The 18,102-nt window shown below is 52.8% G+C and carries 17 protein-coding genes; 5 read left to right on the top strand and 12 right to left on the bottom strand.

Annotated features, from left to right (window positions below; genetic code table 11):
- Nucleotides 1-44: 44 nt before the first annotated feature.
- From NYE24_RS18930 to NYE24_RS18920, 3 genes are all read right to left on the bottom strand, one after another.
- On the bottom strand, nt 45-803 hold the full coding sequence (locus NYE24_RS18930) for a hypothetical protein (protein WP_076156348.1): 759 nt from the start codon (nt 801-803) through the stop codon (nt 45-47).
- Between the two features lie 16 nt (nt 804-819).
- Entirely contained in the window at nt 820-2,025 is a 1,206-nt protein-coding gene (locus NYE24_RS18925) for an ATP-binding protein (RefSeq protein ID WP_342476398.1), read from the bottom strand.
- A gap of 262 nt (nt 2,026-2,287) precedes the next feature.
- Entirely contained in the window at nt 2,288-2,689 is a 402-nt protein-coding gene (locus NYE24_RS18920) for a RidA family protein (RefSeq protein WP_036691640.1), read from the bottom strand.
- Between the two features lie 517 nt (nt 2,690-3,206).
- On the opposite strand from NYE24_RS18920, the gene NYE24_RS18915 reads away from it, so the two are divergent.
- Nucleotides 3,207-5,318, top strand: a complete 2,112-nt coding sequence (locus tag NYE24_RS18915; RefSeq protein WP_036691642.1) for a TerD family protein — start codon at nt 3,207-3,209, stop codon at nt 5,316-5,318.
- A gap of 81 nt (nt 5,319-5,399) precedes the next feature.
- Here NYE24_RS18915 and NYE24_RS18910 read toward each other — a convergent pair whose 3' ends face one another.
- The 3 genes from NYE24_RS18910 to NYE24_RS18900 all read right to left on the bottom strand — a co-directional run bounded on the left by NYE24_RS18910 (nt 5,400) and on the right by NYE24_RS18900 (nt 9,808).
- The gene (locus tag NYE24_RS18910) at nt 5,400-5,867 is read right to left on the bottom strand and encodes a hypothetical protein (protein ID WP_342476397.1); all 468 of its coding nucleotides are present in this window, start codon (nt 5,865-5,867) and stop codon (nt 5,400-5,402) included.
- Between the two features lie 57 nt (nt 5,868-5,924).
- The gene (locus NYE24_RS18905; protein ID WP_341027564.1) at nt 5,925-9,470 is read right to left on the bottom strand and encodes a DUF3289 family protein; all 3,546 of its coding nucleotides are present in this window, start codon (nt 9,468-9,470) and stop codon (nt 5,925-5,927) included.
- A 203-nt stretch (nt 9,471-9,673) separates the two neighbouring features.
- Nucleotides 9,674-9,808: a hypothetical protein gene (locus NYE24_RS18900; protein WP_268748795.1), complete on the bottom strand. Its 135-nt coding sequence runs from the start codon at nt 9,806-9,808 to the stop codon at nt 9,674-9,676.
- A gap of 212 nt (nt 9,809-10,020) precedes the next feature.
- Between NYE24_RS18900 and pnuC the strand changes: the two genes are divergently transcribed.
- From pnuC to NYE24_RS18880, 4 genes are read left to right on the top strand one after another with little or no spacing between them, the layout of a single operon-like run.
- Nucleotides 10,021-10,698 (top strand): nicotinamide riboside transporter PnuC, encoded by a 678-nt coding sequence (gene pnuC / locus NYE24_RS18895; RefSeq protein ID WP_342476396.1) that lies wholly within the window; start codon nt 10,021-10,023, stop codon nt 10,696-10,698.
- On the top strand, nt 10,695-11,705 hold the full coding sequence (locus NYE24_RS18890; RefSeq protein ID WP_036691651.1) for an AAA family ATPase: 1,011 nt from the start codon (nt 10,695-10,697) through the stop codon (nt 11,703-11,705). The genes pnuC and NYE24_RS18890 overlap by 4 nt, the downstream gene beginning before the upstream one ends.
- Before the next feature lie 26 nt (nt 11,706-11,731).
- Nucleotides 11,732-12,637, top strand: coding sequence for an NUDIX hydrolase (locus NYE24_RS18885; RefSeq protein WP_036691756.1), 906 nt, complete (start codon nt 11,732-11,734; stop codon nt 12,635-12,637).
- 12 nt (nt 12,638-12,649) lie between these two features.
- Nucleotides 12,650-13,090, top strand: coding sequence for a DUF6097 family protein (locus NYE24_RS18880; protein WP_036691654.1), 441 nt, complete (start codon nt 12,650-12,652; stop codon nt 13,088-13,090).
- Between the two features lie 97 nt (nt 13,091-13,187).
- Here NYE24_RS18880 and NYE24_RS18875 read toward each other — a convergent pair whose 3' ends face one another.
- The 6 genes from NYE24_RS18875 to NYE24_RS18850 all read right to left on the bottom strand — a co-directional run bounded on the left by NYE24_RS18875 (nt 13,188) and on the right by NYE24_RS18850 (nt 17,871).
- Nucleotides 13,188-14,600, bottom strand: a complete 1,413-nt coding sequence (locus NYE24_RS18875; RefSeq protein WP_342476395.1) for a HAMP domain-containing sensor histidine kinase — start codon at nt 14,598-14,600, stop codon at nt 13,188-13,190.
- Nucleotides 14,588-15,250, bottom strand: a complete 663-nt coding sequence (locus NYE24_RS18870; protein ID WP_036691656.1) for a response regulator transcription factor — start codon at nt 15,248-15,250, stop codon at nt 14,588-14,590. Before NYE24_RS18870 ends, NYE24_RS18875 begins: the two co-directional genes overlap by 13 nt.
- Nucleotides 15,251-15,282: 32 nt before the next feature.
- A complete protein-coding gene (locus NYE24_RS18865; RefSeq protein ID WP_036691659.1) occupies nt 15,283-16,041 on the bottom strand; it encodes a lantibiotic immunity ABC transporter MutG family permease subunit in 759 nt (252 codons plus the stop codon).
- Nucleotide 16,042: 1 nt separating this feature from the next.
- The gene (locus NYE24_RS18860) at nt 16,043-16,771 is read right to left on the bottom strand and encodes a lantibiotic immunity ABC transporter MutE/EpiE family permease subunit (RefSeq protein ID WP_341183360.1); all 729 of its coding nucleotides are present in this window, start codon (nt 16,769-16,771) and stop codon (nt 16,043-16,045) included.
- A complete protein-coding gene (locus tag NYE24_RS18855; protein WP_036691664.1) occupies nt 16,764-17,480 on the bottom strand; it encodes a lantibiotic protection ABC transporter ATP-binding protein in 717 nt (238 codons plus the stop codon). Before NYE24_RS18855 ends, NYE24_RS18860 begins: the two co-directional genes overlap by 8 nt.
- 133 nt (nt 17,481-17,613) lie before the next feature.
- Nucleotides 17,614-17,871, bottom strand: coding sequence for a GlsB/YeaQ/YmgE family stress response membrane protein (locus NYE24_RS18850; RefSeq protein WP_036691667.1), 258 nt, complete (start codon nt 17,869-17,871; stop codon nt 17,614-17,616).
- Nucleotides 17,872-18,102 lie beyond the last annotated feature (231 nt).

The following is an 18,102-nucleotide window of genomic DNA, read 5'->3' as shown; positions in this document are numbered from 1 at the left end:
ATGAAGAACAGGCCGCTTTCCGGGGATGGAAGGCGGCCTGCTTTCTAAATTATTTTAATCGGTTGGATGACTATGGTGTGTATCTGCTTGGAATCGTGGGTTCTGTTGTAGTTCTTACAGAATGCGTCAACATTTGTAATGATTTTAGCTTTATCGTAGATGAAGAAATAGATGTGTTTTTTCGGATAATGATATGCATCTGACCCGATCTCCTCGGTGAGTTTCCGCTCAGACATATTGGGACGAGTACATTTAACTTCAATTACAGTTTCATAGGAATCAATAAATATATCGAAGCGGTACCCCTTGTATCCTCCGTCAGTGGGTACTTCAACTCTTGCTTCAGGAAAAATGGGACGAAGTAGTGAATAGAGCAAACGCTGCACATCATATTCGTTGCCCAGTGAAATGTCACCAAGGCTCTCTAGCTTCAGTGTTCCATTTCCATGGACTGGCTTCTGATACATTTCGTAAATATGCTTATCGAAATTATGAAGGACTCTGCTGATGATAAGATGAAAATGCGCTTCATCTACTTCATTAAGTGCTTTGGCATCATCGAATAGACCAGTGTTAACATCTGTAATTAAATTCTCCAGGTATAGTTGTGCCTGGAGCATACCTGCCCTGGTGAGCAAGACGAATTTCTGTGCTATGGACTGATCGGAGAAGAGGCGCTCTAATATGCGGCTGGTAGTATCCACCCATCTGCTGAAGTCAGCCGATTGTCCCTGTGGGAAAGATTGAATTTGTGCTTGAAGAGCAGTTATAACTTGTAGTCTATCCTCATTAATCGTAGTCAAAATAATCCCCCTTCGATTAGTTGAGATTACCCCAGCGTAAAAAGAACAGGAATAACGGTTCTAGAATGTAAACTTCATCGTCCTTATATTCAAAAACCTGATACATCGGTTCGCTGCTCTGCATGATAGCCTGCATCTGATCAATAGCAGCCTTAATTTTCACCCGGTCTGGCCTATCCGCATTATTACCAAGCAACACATCGATTCTTCGCTTGATACTGTCGATAGAAAGGCTCACAATGGGCGGATCATCAGCAATCGCCTTTAGAAGTAACTCATAGATATCAGTTTCTTCACCTTTTATAGTCAGATAGGTTTTTCTTTTCTGCCCCCGGGGGTTAGGACCTGTTTTCAACTTCCGGGCAACCTCTTGGTAAGCAAGAAGGTTCAATGAGGTCATTCTGTAGGCCTTGTCTAGGATCTCCTGGTCAGGCATCGCCGGATGATCTGTATTGTCAATATCGAGTATCATACTAAGGTTATAACAGATAGATTGCATGAGTTGAGGGGAAGATAGACTCTCCTGTGCAATGTTATCAGCGATCCGAAGATCAATCTGCATATTTAGTTTGTTGAATCCAGCAACAGCGATTTCACGCAGTTCATCTGTATTCCAAGGCTCGATATTAATCAGATTCAATCTTCCGCTTAAATCGGCATTCTTTCGAATTGCATCATCCGATCGGTGAGGTAAGGATATGATGATGGCTCGAAGCCCTTTGCGGATCGCATCTTTGAGCTGATAGGCAATCTCAAACTGTTTGCTGGGTGAAGCGTAATGGAAATCATCTAGTAATAGAACTAAGTTGTTTGCTATAAAATATTGAATGACTTTATCTTTGCCGGAACGGAAAGACTCTGTGATGGAGGTGGTGATTCCTTCCGTTGTTCCGGCGAGCCCCTGACCTTCAAGCGTGCGTATCTCTGTATGGTCCCGTTCGAGGGAAATACCAATTTTATTTGCAATCGTCTCCCAGAAATCTACAGTATCTTTAAAGTCGCTTCCTATAAAATCGACGTATCCATCCAAGCCGATTACCTTGTCACACAGTACTGTTTTTCCAGTTTTCGATGGGCCTATGATTGAAGTTAAAAATCCAACCATATCGACTACGTTATGAAGACGGAATTCATAGGTCAGCCCGAATTCCGATTTGCGGGAAATATAGGTGTGAATCGGGAGGGCGCCTGCAATAAAAACATCTCTAACTCTGAGCTTCACACTATCACTCCTCAGCAGCACTAAATGGTTGTAAATTATCTTAGTTTCGTTATCTCCTTTAGTATATCCCTAAGTGACATGATTTAACAGCGATGTCTAACCTTTTAGGATGGACAACACCTAAATCCTCTTAAATTATAAAATGTATATCAAAAATATACCTTTACCCCTTAATTATCGCAGCACAGCAAAAAAACACCCAAAACAAGCCTCAAGAATATCTTCCAGGGCTTGTTTTGGGTGTTTTAAATTATTCTATCCTCTAACCGGCGGCCCACACATCCAGCTCGATTTTGAGTTCAGGCAGCCCTAATCCTTGGATGTAGGCAACCGTCATGGAGGGAGGCGTAGGGCCGAACACTTCATTCCAGATGGAATAGAAATGGTCCCAATCGATTTCCTCCGTGGCCCAGATGTTGATTTTGATGACATGGTCCGGGGTTAGCTGCTGCGAGGACAGAATGGCGACAATATTACTCATGGTATTGGTTACTTGCTGGTTGAAATCGGGGGGGATGTTATTGTTCGGATCGATCCCGATTTGACCGGAAAAGACGTACATTTCAGCATCTCTGCTAATTTTGGTCACATGACTGTAGCTTCCAACCGGTTTTGCTATATTTTCAGGGTTATATCTTTGAACGACCTTATTATTTAGATTCATGAGGGTAAGTCTCCTTTTAAATGGGCTGTTTTTGTAGTATCGCTTAATATTGGACAGACCTATCCCGTCCGCATCGATTCTAAAAGAAAACAGCCGTCGAATACCCGATTCCAGCAGACAGATATTGAATGGATCTCTTTTTCATCAGGTATCCCTCCTAAACATTTAAAATTTAACTTACTCTAAGAATGATAACATACCCTCAATAAAAACCAAAATACAGGGTGCGATACGATGCGTGGCGGAGCCATAAGTTAAAATTTCCCTCTGTCGTAATACTTTCGCCCTGTTGGCCTACTGGACCGTGTGCGAAGATGGAACCATCAAACGGCTGCAAGATCGCCGGGAGATCTTCAGGCTACCCGCGGTCCTTCCTTCTACTCAATTGGATGAAATAGGGCCGCAGCTCTCCTGAAGGATGCTTACTCAGAGAGGAGGCGTCCAGGCTATTGTATTCCTTCCTTCTACCCATGGACTTAAACCGAGTAGGGATACGGCTCTCCTGGACACTTTTACTATGCAAATAAACCGGATTTACCTGCGTAGAGCAGGCAAGATTATGCTGAAATATACACCTGACGCTGCTGACACAAAGAAGCTCCCGAAGGGGTACTTGGCCGCAGCCCTCCGCAATCTGCAGGGGCTTGGGTATACCCTGTCGCCTGCCTTATTCCGGGCGGTCCAGAAGCTGCCCCGCGAGGCCTTCGAGCAGCTGTACTATCCGCTGATTGCCGATGTAAGACGGATGGTTGGCGCGCATGTGCATTATGCACCGATGTATCCGGGGTTCCCGGAGCAGGTCATGCAGGAGGACGAAGCAGATCTGTATTTCAATGCGATGTTCCATTATTATACCTGGGAGCTTCCATATGCTGATTCTGTGCAGCGAACACCCCTTGAGGATCATGTGAAGCTGAAGGTCATTGATCTGGGGAGCAGCACGGAGTTCCGGACCCTAATCCGCCAGCTGATGGAGGCCAGGGGCTCAATTTCGGCAGAGGATCAGAAGGATATCGATGCTGTGATTGCGAATACAGCCAACGAAGAGCTGGATGAGCTTTTGCCGGAGGAGATCCCGTTCAAGGAGAATGCCGGATATGTGGCGTCGTCGCTGCTTAAGCATGGTAAAGCGGACGTAGCAAGAATAAGCCCGTACTTCAAGACGGCAACCGATGTGCTGCGGCTGGCGGTGGCCTGGTCGGGAGGCGATGTTAGTCTGGCCTTGCCTACCCGCTTCCGCAAGTTCAAGCGTAGTGAACGCCGGCTGCTGCTGGGGCTCTTGGAGCGGTGCCATCCCATCACCGAGGATATGCTAAGGTACCGGGAACGCTGGATTCGTCTCGGCGAGATCCTGCATCCATCTGAATATAAGCAGCGGTATAAGCGCTGTGAGGAAGCTTTTGATATCCTGCGTAATAAAAAGCCCTTCACCACCTATAACGGAAGTGTAGAGCTTGCCCTTCAGTACCAGCAGCTCTGGACGGCACTGGATCTGCTGGCGAAGCGTCCGGGTGAATTCGCACGAAGATTGGCGAAGCTGCTGCGGATGACCCGGGAGCCTGAGTACGTGGTGATGGCCTTCGGCGAAGTGGCCGGTCAGGTATCGACCCCGGTGCTGCTACAGGTGAAGAACTACTTCGAACGCCAGCGGGAGCTGCCTGAGCTGAGGGTGTTTTTCCCCAAGGGAAATGTCGCCAAAGCCTGGGCCACCCCTAATACCCTACCGGAGATCAGTGAAGAAGCCTGCCGGGATATGGTGGATCTCTGCGAGCAGACGCTGGTGGCGCGGTTTGCTGCCCAGCCGTCTCTGGGAAAGGTATATGTGGATGAGCGCCTGAGGGACTATCTTGTGCCATTCTCCCAGAGATCGGCCAGCAAAGCACTGCATACCCTGGTCCGGGGAAGCCGGATTCCGATGGAAGAAGGGAATACGGTCCGTTTCTTCTGCTGGTGGAAGGAAGGGAAGATGGGCGGTACGCCTACAGGCCGCGTTGATATTGACCTGTCAGCAGTGATGTATGATAAGAATTGGAATTATGTCGAGCATATTTCGTATACGAATCTGCGCTCGGCACAATATCATGCAGCCCATAGCGGGGACATTGTAACGGCGCCCTACGGGGCTAGTGAGTTCATCGACCTGCATATTCCTTCTATTGTTGAGTATGGCGGAAGGTATGTGGTAGCTAGCCTCCATTCTTTCACAGGACAGCCGTACTGCAATCTGCCGGAGTGCTTCACGGGGTGGATGATGCGGAAGAAGCCAGGGTCCGGTGAAGTTTATGAGCCAGCCACGGTATCGAACAAGATTGATGTCACGGCGGATACTCAACTCGCCATTCCTGTGATACTGGATCTGGTGGAGCGGACCGTGATCTGGACAGACCTGTCCCTGACCAGAGATCCCTTCTATCCTAATAATGTGGAGGTCAACCAGAAGGGGATGGTGATCATCGGCAAGGCGATGACCTCCTTGAAGAAGCCTGATCTGTATGATCTTTTCACGCTGCACGCCAAGGCCCGTGGTCAGCTGGCCGTGTCACCACAGCAGGCCGATACCGTATTCTCGGTAGACCAGGGAGTGACTCCGTACCACATCGAGCAGATTATGGCCGAATATGTGGTGTGAGTAGAGCGGGTAACCTGTTTGTTCAAAAGAAAGGGGTGTCTTAGCCATGATATGGCTTGGGACACCCCCCTTTTGTTGCAACTATTCTATCTCGATTCCGTACCAGCCGTCGGCCAGCGAAGTTAGCTTATACTTCACCGGCTCTGCGGCATAGGCCTGCTCCACCTTGCTCTGACTTGCGCAATACACAATATGATAGGTGGGGCCATGCTCCCTTTCCCAGTCGAATACGAACCGGAGGAGCGGCTTCCCGTCTTGCCTGCTGTAGCGCACGAAGTCCAGGCTGTCCTGGGACCATGCAGCGATCTGCTGGATCTTGTCTTGCAATTCTGTATTTACACTGTCATGGAATGGAGGGGCGGCATTATTAGAGTAGATGAACGTATTCCCGATATCGCTCCGTTCATCCAGACTGTCCATCAGCAGCAGGGTCTCCGATTTCACAGCATCAAACTGCCCGCGATGCTCCCGGAATATGCCGTACTTCGCCTCGGAGGGATCATAACGGATGATGAAGCCTGCTGCGGCAAGCATCAGTATAATGGTCATGCCAAGGAAGCTTCGTGTCCTGCGGCTCAATGGATTCACCTGCCTGATTCATTGGAGTTATTTCACAGAGCCGCTGAAGGGCAGCTCGTAATCAATCGTTGTAATGAACGGCACATATTTGCCATTGAACCGTTCGTAGTGCTGCAAAGTGAACCAGTCTACAAACCCTGGATTATTGACCTCGTCATCGGCATCCAGACCGAAATGGTCGTAGAAATGGAACGCCAGCTTCCCGCTGAATTGCCCCCCGATGTTCTTGAAGTCCTTAATAGTAATATTATGACCATGGAAAGCATGGATGGCCAGCGATAACGCCAGATTGCTCTTCTCCGTGAATACCGGATATGGGCTGGTCGGGAATTGGTTCACGTAATTATTCACGATATTCTGGCTGCTGTTCGGGTTGAACTTCAGCCTGGACAAATCGCCTGAATTATTGCGCAGCTCCTGCACAACAAAATTCTTGATGAGCCCTACATAGTTCTGGGTGCTGGAGTCGGTGATGACGGCATTATCCAGCTCGCTATTATGATACTTAATGTATTTGCTGGTATCGAAGGTGTCGCCAAAGGAGACCGATGTTCCCTCATTAATGGTTTTGCTGTATTTGAAGGTTGAGATCAGATCGCCAAGAACGAACTTCATATCATCTGTTGCACCTATCTTGCCGACAGCGAATAGAGCGGCCATCTCGCCCCAGATCATGAACTCCGGTGTAATCTTGGCCACCGAGAATACCGGGCCCAGCTTGATTAACTCACTATACGTGTAGTCATTGAACGTCAGATCGTCAGAGACAGGAGAAGTTCCCTGCGCAGCGGTCTTCAGCACGCCCTCCCTGTGATTCGATTGAAGGATTAGGGCCTGCTCCACATCTGGAATCAGTCTTCTGCTGTCCACCGTATCGTTCAAGCCGTCGCCGTCCGTATCGGCCAGGTTGGGATTGGAGTACAAATAGGCGTAGACCTTGTCGCCGGATTTGACAATGCGGATCTCTTGCCCGTCCTTAAGCCCGTCCTTATCGCTGTCAGCATCCAGATAGTTCAATCGGATGGCTGCACCGCCAGTACCTACACGCAGTCTTCCGGCTTGTATCTCCTTCTCATGATAATCACTGATGCCATCCTTGTCGGTATCCTTGTACAGGTCTGAGGTCTCAGCGATGGTGTCGAAAATTCCATACAACTGGCTGGCATTGCTGGCGTGATAATAGCTGCCGCCGGTGCCCTGGGCCATGCTGGTCAGCACACTGGTCGAGATACTGCTCCCCAGGCCCACCGTATAGATCACAATACCCTGATCGGCAGCCCGCTTGGTTAGTGTGGTGTCATAAGAGCCTTCCCCGTCGGTAAGCATAATAATATACTTCAGGACATCCGCTCTGCCGCCGGCGGCGAACAGATTAAGTGCACTGGAAATCCCGCTGCTCAGAGTCGTTCCGCCGTACGCATCAATCCGTCCCGCAGCCTGACTCAGCACGGCCTTGTCTGAAGTAAAGCCGGATAATACTGTAGCATAGTCGTCAAAATCTACCACAGCCCCGCGGTCACTGTCCGTCAGCAGATCAACAAACTGCCGGGTGACGCTGATTCTCACATTGTTCCGGTCATTATCTGACATACTGCCCGAGGAATCGATGACGAAGGCGATATCCATCCCGGCATAATGCTCCTGCCCCTCATCGTACAGGAACTTATACTGCCAGACCTGGTCGTATACCGTCTTGTTCAGCAGAATGTATCTGGAGAAATGAGCCGTCTCTGCCGAGACCACATTCCCGGCCAGCCGTTGACCGGAGAGCTCTTCAAACAACTGGAATTCCTCATTGTAATAGTAGATCCGCGGCACAAAGTCTGCCTGATTCAATAGGCTCTGATCGAACTCAAAGGAGATCGTCGCCTTCTCAAAGCTCCCGTCGATGGAGAAATTATAGCCCTGGTCAATGTAACCGGGAATGGTGGCATCGTTAAGAATGCCGTCCACGACCGGCTGGACGGACAGGCTCTCTACCTGTTCCGCAGTGATCCCTTCCACGGATACGCTTGGAACAGCTTTGCCCCCGGCATCCTCTGCCTTCACCGTTCTAGCGAACTTCGTCTCAGGCACAAGCGGGTCGCTTCCGATTTGGAGCTCCCAGGCGTCAGAGAGTCCGTCCCCATCGGTGTCGGCCTTCAGGGGATCGGTCTTGTGCGTATGAACTTCTTCGCCGTCCGTTAGACCGTCGTTGTCACTGTCTTCACTGATAAGGCTGGTCCCGAGCTGCAATTCCTCCAGGTTGGTTAATCTATCCTTATCGTAATCTTCATCACCATCGGCAGTCCCGTTCTTGTCGCTGTCCGGTTCAAGCGGATTCAGCCTCAAGACAAGCAGCTCATCCTGGTCGCTTAATCCGTCACCATCCGTATCCCTGCTGGTGGGGGAGAGACCGAAATGTCCCTCATAATAATCGCTGATGCCGTCATGATCGCTGTCCTTCTCCGGGTCAATCCCGAGGTTAGGCAGATTGCCCTCATCGAAGTTCACGATTATATACTCTTTGGTCACTTCAGTTCCATCTTGAGCGTGGGCGCGCAGCTTCAGCAGATTGTATCCGATCCCAAGTCCGATTCCTTCCGCAGACCACGCCGCACTTACAGGGATCGTCCCTTGCTGGAGGACTGCTTTATTTCGGTCTTCAAGCTGATAGGTGAGGGCCGTGACGCTCGATGCTCCTCCCAGCACTCCGGTCAGCTTGTCCAGCTTGGAGCTCAGGAAGTAGTAGTCTCCATCCGGGCTGTTCTGAAGCTGGAGACTGTAAGTATCGAGCTGTACGGAGACCTTCTCCGGCTCAGGGGCTTCCTGCCGGGTGGAGATCTGCGTCAGCTGATAGACTGAAGGTTCGCTTGCCACATTCCCCGGGCTCCCGGTGAAGCCAAGGACCAGAGTCTCGCCCGGCTGAATGTTGGCATTATAGCCCGCATTATGTATCACGTAATGATTGCCGGTATGACTGATGATGTCAGCCGTCCAGAAGCGTTCCAGCTGCCCCTCATAATCGAACGCCAGTGTCCAATCCTCAACTGCGGACGGTGACAGATTCTTAATGGCAATTTCACCGTTAAAAGCGCTGCCCCAATCGCTTGTCACCTTGAAGCTGGTCTCGTATTGCCCGCCTGGAACGGTCTGCTCCCCGCCCAGCAAGTCAAACACTGCGGGCAGCTGCAGCTCTTCTTCAAAAGAAGCCGTGAAGCCGAAATTCACACTGCCACCCGCCGGAATGTCCTGATTGCTGCCTGCATTCTTGATGGCATATAGACCATTCTCATAAGAATCTACCCGGCCGTTCCAGATATTCGTGATCTCATACGGAGACGTAAAACCAAGGGTCCAGTTCTCCAGTACCCTGCTGCCCGTGTTCCTGATGGTAACATCGGCATTGAAGGCTCCCTCCCACCGGGAGGAAATGCTGTAGAGGACTTCATACCCTTCTCCCGTGTAAGTCACTTCCTGACTGCCGCCTGTCTCGTCTTGCGCTAAAGCGGGGTGGAGCTGAAGAGAAGAGAATACCAATACGAGAATGGCAAATAAGGTGAAGCTCCGTTTCATGATTCTTGTAGTGAACATTGCTGCCGTTCCTCCTCATATGATTATTAATAGGGTGGATAATATGTAAGATCTTGGAGTATATGAATCTATCATATTTGCATAAAGAGGTTTAGGCAACAACAAATGGAAGAAAAGTAGAAGAACTACAAAAAGGACCAGCCTGGGGCTGTCCCGTTCGATAGAGCTAAGGTGTAGTCTGCATCATTTTGCAAGCAGACCTCTCACCGGAGGGTATAATTCCAGAATGTTGCCTTGCGGGTCCCGGAAATAGAGCTGCTTGCGTTGCCAGAGCCCGGAGAAGTATCGCCCTCTTCAATTACCGGCATCTGGAGGACTTCGCTATAGAATGTCTTCATATCCTCCAAGTGACTGTTATCAGTTTCAATTGTCTGATCTTCATGGTTGTCCTCCCTTTCCGTGCGGATCTCTGATGTGAATTGTGGAATGTAATGCTTGCATCCGGATATAAATTCTGTTATCTTGATATTAACAAAATGTAATTATCAATTAGTTAATAAGTTAATAAGTAATTTGTTTTGCGGGAAGCAGAGGAATCGGAGGGATGAGCATGAAGAAGGCACCCGGCAACTGGAGCGGGTTTGAACTCGCCTGGCTGGTGATATTTACGCTGATTGCGGTTGTTTTTACGGTGATCTCCAAGGATTCGCTCTTCGGGTTCACGGTCTTCATCACCGGGGTACTATGCGTGGTGCTGACGGCGAAGGGGAAGCTGGCGAGCTATGGATTCGGGATGTATAATACTTTTGGTTATGCTTATCTGGCCTATATCAACGGATTATTTGGCGAGGTTATGCTGAATCTGCTATTCTTTGTGCCCATGAATATTGTAGGCTTTTATATGTGGAAAAGAAATATTCAGGGCGGCAAACTGTCCATGCGCCAAATGGAGACGAGGGGCATTCTGCTCACCATTGCAGTCTGTGTGGCGGGGGTGCTGCTGCTGGGCTTCGGCTTATCGTTCATTCCTGCGCAGAATTCACCTTATATCGATGCTCTGACTACCGTGTTATCGGTAGTGGCAACGATCCTGATGGTACGGCGTTTCAAGGAGCAGTGGCTGGTCTATATTGTGCTGAATATGTTCACCGTGCTGCTCTGGGTGATCCGGACGCTGGAAGGCAGCGGGGAGGGTCTGCTGATGATTGTCATGTGGAGCGCCTATCTGATCAACGCGGTCTACGGCTACTACAACTGGAATAAAGGGGCTAAGGAGGCGCTGTCATGAAGACACTTGGATTAACACTCGGGAAGTTCGCTCCGCTGCATAAAGGGCATCAGTTCATGTTCGAGACGGCGCTGCGGGAGGTTGACGAACTGATTGTAGTGATCTATGAGACGACCGTCTCTCCGGTTCCGCTGCAGGTTAGGGCTAACTGGATTCGCAAGCTCTATCCTGCGGTCCGGGTAATCGAGGCCTGGGACGGGCCGGACGGATATTCGGATGACAGGGAGCATGAGATCCGGGAGGAGCAGTATATTCTCGGGCTGCTGAAGGGCGAACAGGTGACTCATTTTTATTCGAGTGAATTCTATGGAGAGCATATGAGCCTGGCGCTGGGCGCTATTGACCGGCGGGTGGATGAGGCGAGGGTGCAGGTGCCTGTATCGGCCACGATGGTCCGTTCGGACCCCTACAAATACCGTGATTATGTAAGCGGGATTGTGTACCGCGATTTGATTACGAAGGTCGTGTTCGTAGGGGCGATGTCTACCGGCAAGTCGACGATCACCGAAGCGCTTGCCCGGAAGTACGGCACGTCCTTCGCCAGCGAATACGGGCGTGATTACTGGACGGAGCATCAGGTGGACCGGCGGATTGGGCTGGAGGCTTTTGACGAGATTGCGGTAGGGCATCTGGAGCGGGAAGAGCAGGCGCTGCTTGAGGCCAATAGGTATTTATTCGTCGATACGAATGCGATCACCACGTATATGTATGCGCTGGATTACCATGGGAAGGCACCTGAGCTGCTGACCCGGCTGGCCCTGGAGAATGCGCAGCGCTACGACCTGTTCTTCCTGTGCGACGATGATATTCCATATGACGATACGTGGGACCGCAGCGGGGATCAGAAGCGGCAGGTGTTCCACCAGCAGATTATCGCAGATCTGAAGGAGCGGCGGATTCCCTATATTACCCTGAGGGGCGCGCTTACGGAACGTATAAGCAAGGTGGACAGTGTACTGGCAAAGTTCAAGCCGTACGGGAACTATTTCGGAGAGCTGGAGCATTGAGCAAGAGACAGAAGGAGGCGGAGAGAGTGGAATTGAGAGATGGTAACGGACTTACAGAACAAGAATTCCTGGAACAGTACCGGCCTGGGGATTATGTGCGGCCTTCAGTGGCTACGGATATGGTGATCTTCACCGCCATGGATGCAGAGGCAGACCATGTAACCGTGGCTGCGGCGAAGGAGCTGCACCTCCTGCTGATCCGCAGAGGCGGGCACCCTTGCCTCGGCAAATGGGCGCTTCCGGGCGGCTTCGCCCAGCCGGACGAGACCACGGATCAGGCGGCCGCACGCGAGCTGGAGGAGGAGACCGGTGTTACCGGTGCGTATCTGGAGCAGCTTCGCACCTTCTCTGACCCCGGGCGCGATCCCCGTACATGGGTGATCAGCAGCAGCTATATGGCGTTGGTCGACAGCCGCCGTATCCAATTAGAGGCAGGGGATGATGCCGAGGCTGCGGCCTGGTTCAAGGTAAGCTACCAGCTTCGGCAGGAGCATAAAGAGCTGCTGGAGCCGGGCTGCATACGCACCCGTACCTATGAGCTTCGGCTGGAGGCCGCAGGCCAAGCGCTGACTGCGGTGATCGAACAGACGGTGACAGCGGCACCGGCGTCCAGTTCGGTGCAATATGCCGTCTTGTCCAATGACGGACTTGCTTTTGATCACGCGAGGATCATTGCCTATGCCATGGAACGGCTGCGCCAGGAGACGGAGAGAACCGGAATCGCGCTGCTCTTAATGCCTGAGCAATTCACCTTGGCCGAATTTCAGCAAGTCTACGAGTTAATTATCGGCCAGGAACTGCCGAAGGCGGTCTTCCTGGACAAGATGGCTGCGCTTATAACGGCGACCAACCTGTACACAGAGCAAACGGAACACACCCCCTCCCGCCGCTTGTATCAGCGGAACTGGGGAGAAGTCTGGATTTTTAATTAGGAGGAATCATCCATGAACGCAGGCAGAGCAATATTAAGAACAATGGAATTCAGCCATGAATTGGATGTGCTGCACAACTACATTACACAATCCAAGATGCCGGTGCGCAAAAGCGACTCCTTCGATAAGCAAGTCATGCTGCTCGAAGAAGCCCAGGGTGAAAGGGCGTTTCAATCCACCTACAAAAAGATGAAAAAGGTCAACATCCTGTCCGGTCTGTTTGCCCTGCCGGTGCTGCTGGTGGTTGCCATCGCCGCGATCTACGGCCGGTATATCAACCGGGGTTATGATGTGTTCGGCTATTTCGTGGATCATCCGGTGCTGTATCTCGTACCCGCCGCGCTGATCGTGGTGACGCTGGTGCTGGCCTTGTACCATTCAGTACTGCGGCGGAAGCTGTATGGCCGGATCTATCCGGAGCTGAAAAGTAAGCTGGGACTGAACGCCGCCTGACCACAGGCGGCATTCAGTTTATCCCTTGAAATATAAGAATGTATAGGTTTCACGCTATACATTATCCTTCTATTTCTCGCTGAAACGGTACCGTCCTTCAAAAGGACGGCAAAGCCGTTTCCACTTGGCTGGGCTGCTGCTCAGGCGCGGCAATGCGCATCGTGACCTTCCCGCCCCCGGAGGGTGCGGCGTTGCTGAGGCTCAGACTGCCTCCGTGCTGCTCGGCCACAGACCTCGCAATATAGAGCCCCATTCCGTGGTGATCCCCGGAACTGCGGCTCGGATCGCCCCGGTAGAATTGGTTAGTCGCCTCCCGGAGGTCGGCCGCTGAGAAGCCGCTGCCGGTATCGGTAACCGTGAACTGAACCGCCGCCGCTTCACCCTGGACGAGCAGGGCAATGCTTCCACCGGGCGGGGTGTGCTCGGCCGCATTGGCGATCAGGTTCATGATTCCCCGCAGCAGCAGCTCCTTGTGGATGTACAGGAATTCCGGCAGCTTCTCATGCCGGACAGAGGTCCGCAGGTCCCTGCCCGCAGCCAGGGCCTTCATTTGCAGCTCCAGCTCGGCCATGATCTCTGCCGCCGGGACCCGTGTCTGCTGGCGGGATGAGCCGGCCTGCAGGCTGGACAAGTCAATGACCTCCTGCACGAAGGCTTCAATGTCTTCGGCGCTGCGGCGGATATAGCCGCTGTATTCACGCTGCGGCTCAGTCTCTACAATCTCCTGCAGCAGTTCAGCGTTGCCCCGGATAATGGTCAGCGGCGTCTTGATGTCGTGGGCCAGCGCGGAGATCTGCTCCCTGCGGGAGCGTTCCAGCTCCCACTGCTTCTCCAGTGAAGTCTGCAGGGCATCCTTCATCCGGTCCAGGGAGCCCAATACCTCGTCAATCTCCCGGATGCCGCTGGGCTGGACGGTGAACTCCAGATTCTCGCGCCGGATATTATCGGTCGCTTCCTGCAGCCCGGTCATCCGCTCCGAGAGCTTCCGGCCGAACCTGGCCGCGAGCAGGGCGGCCATCAGCAGGAAAACGAGCACGAAGAGCGCGGGGGCAAGCAGCTGGGGGTTCGGCAACGAGCTGCGCAGCAATGGAGAAGCGTACTGCGGCGTCAAGATATAACGGAAGATCCACAGCTTCTGCCCATGCTCAGCGGTGGTGTAGTAGTAGGAGCTTCTGTTGTTCCCCTCCTGGACAATTCTCCAGGCTTGCTTCGACTCTTTAGCCGTCAGATTGCCGGCCAGCGGCTTCCCGTCCAAGGTGAATACGGTGTACTCCAGCCGGCCCGGGACCAGGGGGGACTTATCCGCTCCGCCCGCAGCCAGCTGCTGCTTGAACTGGGCGATTTCCTTCTCGTCATAGTTGGCAGGCAGCAGCGCCCCCCGGGCGAACGCCAGTGTGAATGCGCCAACCAATACTCCCAGCAGCAGAACGGTACCGAGGCTCAACAGCAGCAGGTAGTGCAGAAAAAAGGTGCGCAGCCGCACGGTTTTGCGTTGTTTTACAGCTTCCACTTATATCCGATCCCCCAGATGGTTTCAATGGCCTCAAGCCCGTACCGGCCCAGCTTGGCGCGGATGTTCTTGACATGCTCCGTAATGGCACTGCTGTCACTCTCCCCGTCATATCCGAAGACCCCTTCATAGATATTCTCTTTGGAGAAGACCTGACCGCGGTGGCGGGCCAGAAACTCGCAGATTTCATATTCACTTTTGGTCAGCGGCACCTTGTCCTCCCGGGCGTACAGCTCTTTACCGGAGAGGTTGAAGCGTACAGGGTCCATATACAGAATGTTGCGCTTCTCCCGGTTCTCCCGCCGCAGATGAGCGTTGATCCGCGCCCGCAGCGCACCTATGCCGAAGGGCTTCATAATATAATCATCCGCCCCCAGTCCCAGTCCGTACATCAGGTCACTTTCCAGCGTCTTCGCCGTCAAAAAAAGAATGGGACAATCCACCGCCGTGCGGATCTCCCGGCACAGGGTGAAGCCGTCCACACCGGGCATCATCACATCCAGCAGAATCAGGTCATATGCACCGAGGTCGGTCCCGCGCACCAGCGTGGAATCAGAGAAGGTGGTTACCAGATGGCGGTCGGTACTGAGTGCGTTGGCTATCAGGGACAGGATGGCGGGTTCGTCGTCTACCACAAGTATTTTGGCCATAATATTAATTCCTTCATTTACAGATTTGGAGGCTAGTTATCCGCAGAGCGGCCCTCCCACTTGTAGAACCATAACATACTGAGGAGTCCGGCAGCTATCGTTGCTACTATGCAGATGGATACGCCGGTGGCCAATCTCGTTTCGGCAAAAGGCGGCAAGCCTCCCGAATGCTGAATCTCCAGCAGGGAGAGGAAACGGCCGCCCCAGGCGAAGGGGATATACGGCCAGAGGATATCACCAAGACCGGTCAGCATCAGGGCAGCGAGCAGGCTTCCCGTGATTCCTATGCCGATAGAGACGCCCCGTCCGAAGCGCAGGCTGAGCGCGAAGTGAAGCAGATAGAGCAGAATATTGCTTGCGAACAGGATCACGGACCCGGTGAGATAAAAGGGTATGCCGTGCCGGTCCTGTCCCAGCATTCCGGCAAAGCCCAGGCTGAACAGGACGAAGATCAGCAGGACAGCCCCCAGGCTGAATCCCAGCAGGAGCAGCAGCTTGCTGGCATAGGTGGTATTTCTGGCCGCAGGCAGAGACAGCATTCCCTGGAATCCTCCGGAGACGGCCTCCTGCTCCGCCACCATTGCACAGACCAGCCCGATGAGGGTAGGAAACGCACAAGCGACTGCCTGCATGAACCCCATCACCTTGCCCGCTTCACTGGCAGGGGAGATGGAATAGTAGGCCAGGAACAAGGCAGCCCCGATCAGCGGGGTCAGCAGATGGATCAGGAGAAACGGGGTGCGCCGTATTTTGAGCAGATCGGCCCTGAGCAGACCCGGAAGTGCATTCATGCTACTTCGCCTCCTGTCTACGGAACCATACGGTGGTGAGCAGGAACAGGATGGCGAACCATCCGAGAGAGACCAGCGTACCCGGAAGAATCATATCCGTGCTGCGCAGGGGGCTGTCCGCCGGGACCGGCAGGCCGTTCGGCAGGATGGACAGCACCGGACACATGAGCCTGAAGGTAATCGTATAGGGGATGTAATCCCATAAGCCGCCCTTGTCGAATTGAACTACACCTAGAATAGTACCGGCAAGGTTCAGCAGGACCGCTGCGAATAATCCGAGACGGGCCGCCAGGAACAGGCACAGCGGGATCTGCCACAGGAAGGTGAGGAAGATCAATATGCTGCCCGCCAGACTGCCCAGCAGTGTAATCGTCTGTCCGAACAGTAGCCCCCCGGCTGTAACCCCGGTCAGGAACACGAGGAGCGCAGCCATTAGCCAATACGCACAGGCGATGATTTTCCCGGCCCAGAGTGTTCCCGGTGTAAAGGGCAAGGCCAGTATTCCGCGGTATTTCAGCTTCGCGTCCTTCTGCAGCGCCAGCGAACAGACCAGGCTCAGCGCTCCGGGCAACAGTATCGTGTACCACCAGTTATAAGACCCGCTCTGAAAAAAGCCGCCGCCCATCAGAACAGCGCACAAGAACAGAGTGAATACTGGAGCGATCCAGGCCAGCTTGGGAATGAAGGTACGCCGCCATTTCAGGTGTTCCGCTCTAATGATATTAAGCATGAGCGGCACCCTCCCTCCGGTGGGCTGTTACGACCTGCATGAACAGCGCCTCTAGGTCCTGATCCGGGGAGACCGCCCCCTGATAGCCCAGCACGCCGCCCGCGATGATGCCGATATGGTCAGCCGTCTGCTCCACCTCGGAGAGCAGGTGGCTCGACAGAATGACGGTGATTCCCTGCTCCGGGAAGGAGCGGATCAGCTCCCGCAGCTCCTGAATCCCGATCGGGTCCAGCCCGTTCGTCGGCTCGTCCAGAATCAGCAGCTCCGGCTGGTTCAAGAGCGCAATCGCGATGCCGAGCCGCTGCTTCATCCCCATGGAGAATTGTCCGGCGCGTTTCTTCCCGGTAGCGGTCAGATCGACAACAGCAAGCACTTCTTCGATCCGCGACTGCGGCAGTCCGAGGGCTAGCGTGCGTACCTTGAGATTCTCCCGGGCAGTCAGATTATCGTACAGCGGCGGTGCTTCAATTAATATGCCGATCCGGCTTAAGTCCTTTCGGGTCCATTCCCGGCCCTGGAAGCGGATGGTCCCGGAATCGGGCCGCAGCATGCCGGTAATCATTTTGAGCAGGGTCGATTTGCCTGCACCGTTCGGACCAAGCAGCCCGTAGACAGAATTGCGTGCAACAGTTAACGATACGTTGTTGACGGCTGTCTGGCGCTTGAAGCTTTTACATAGAGCCTGTATTTCCAGAATATTATCCTGCATAGTATATCATCCTTTCTCTCCCTCTACTCTAAGGGCAGATTCTAAGGATTGTGTAAGGATGACATGGTAGGGGCCCCTGCCTGGGTGAACAGGAGGGGCTCTGTGTTGACTTTGCAGCAGCCGTCAGGAAGGATTAACGACGCCGGAAGGCGCCGCCGCGGGCCAGGGCAAAGAAGATCAATAGCGCAACGATGGAGCCGATAATAGCCGGAACAATGTGGAAGCCACCTACTACAGGGCCCCTTGGACCAAGCAGCTCGGAGCCCAGCCAGGAGCCGATGAACCCGGCGATTATATTGCCGAGTACGCCTCCCGGAACATCACGCCCGATCAGATTGCCGCTTAGCCAGCCGATGAGTCCACCTACGATGATTACCCAGAGCAGATACATTGATTTGTCCCCTTTCTAGTTGGTTTATTCAAGGTATGTTGAGAAGCGGGCAAGGTGAACTATCTGTGAAGGTTTATTTTTGAAAAGTATATAGCTAGCGGTCCGGCAGCAGCCAAGGCTAGTTGTACACCAGGGCGGACCGATTGAATGCGAAAAACCGAATACAATGTGCCGGGGCAGGGTGCGCGGGCGCAATGTGTGTGAATAACTGAATACAATTGATCGTCACGG

The organism is Paenibacillus sp. FSL H7-0350 (assembly GCF_038593195.1).
GTDB lineage: Bacteria > Bacillota > Bacilli > Paenibacillales > Paenibacillaceae > Paenibacillus_AQ.
The sequence above is the reverse complement of the archived record's forward strand: the minus strand, read 5'-3'. Positions and strand labels throughout refer to the sequence as shown.

Coding starts and splice junctions, on each gene's coding strand:
- NYE24_RS18920 (WP_036691640.1), bottom strand. CDS start 2,689: ATGAATCTAAATAATAAGGTCGTTCAAAGATATAACCCTGAAAATATA.
- NYE24_RS18915 (WP_036691642.1), top strand. CDS start 3,207: ATGCAAATAAACCGGATTTACCTGCGTAGAGCAGGCAAGATTATGCTG.
- NYE24_RS18910 (WP_342476397.1), bottom strand. CDS start 5,867: ATGACCATTATACTGATGCTTGCCGCAGCAGGCTTCATCATCCGTTAT.
- NYE24_RS18905 (WP_341027564.1), bottom strand. CDS start 9,470: ATGTTCACTACAAGAATCATGAAACGGAGCTTCACCTTATTTGCCATT.
- NYE24_RS18900 (WP_268748795.1), bottom strand. CDS start 9,808: ATGAAGACATTCTATAGCGAAGTCCTCCAGATGCCGGTAATTGAAGAG.
- pnuC (WP_342476396.1), top strand. CDS start 10,021: ATGAAGAAGGCACCCGGCAACTGGAGCGGGTTTGAACTCGCCTGGCTG.
- NYE24_RS18890 (WP_036691651.1), top strand. CDS start 10,695: ATGAAGACACTTGGATTAACACTCGGGAAGTTCGCTCCGCTGCATAAA.
- NYE24_RS18880 (WP_036691654.1), top strand. CDS start 12,650: ATGAACGCAGGCAGAGCAATATTAAGAACAATGGAATTCAGCCATGAA.
- NYE24_RS18870 (WP_036691656.1), bottom strand. CDS start 15,250: ATGGCCAAAATACTTGTGGTAGACGACGAACCCGCCATCCTGTCCCTG.
- NYE24_RS18865 (WP_036691659.1), bottom strand. CDS start 16,041: ATGAATGCACTTCCGGGTCTGCTCAGGGCCGATCTGCTCAAAATACGG.
- NYE24_RS18860 (WP_341183360.1), bottom strand. CDS start 16,771: ATGCTTAATATCATTAGAGCGGAACACCTGAAATGGCGGCGTACCTTC.
- NYE24_RS18855 (WP_036691664.1), bottom strand. CDS start 17,480: ATGCAGGATAATATTCTGGAAATACAGGCTCTATGTAAAAGCTTCAAG.
- NYE24_RS18850 (WP_036691667.1), bottom strand. CDS start 17,871: ATGTATCTGCTCTGGGTAATCATCGTAGGTGGACTCATCGGCTGGCTA.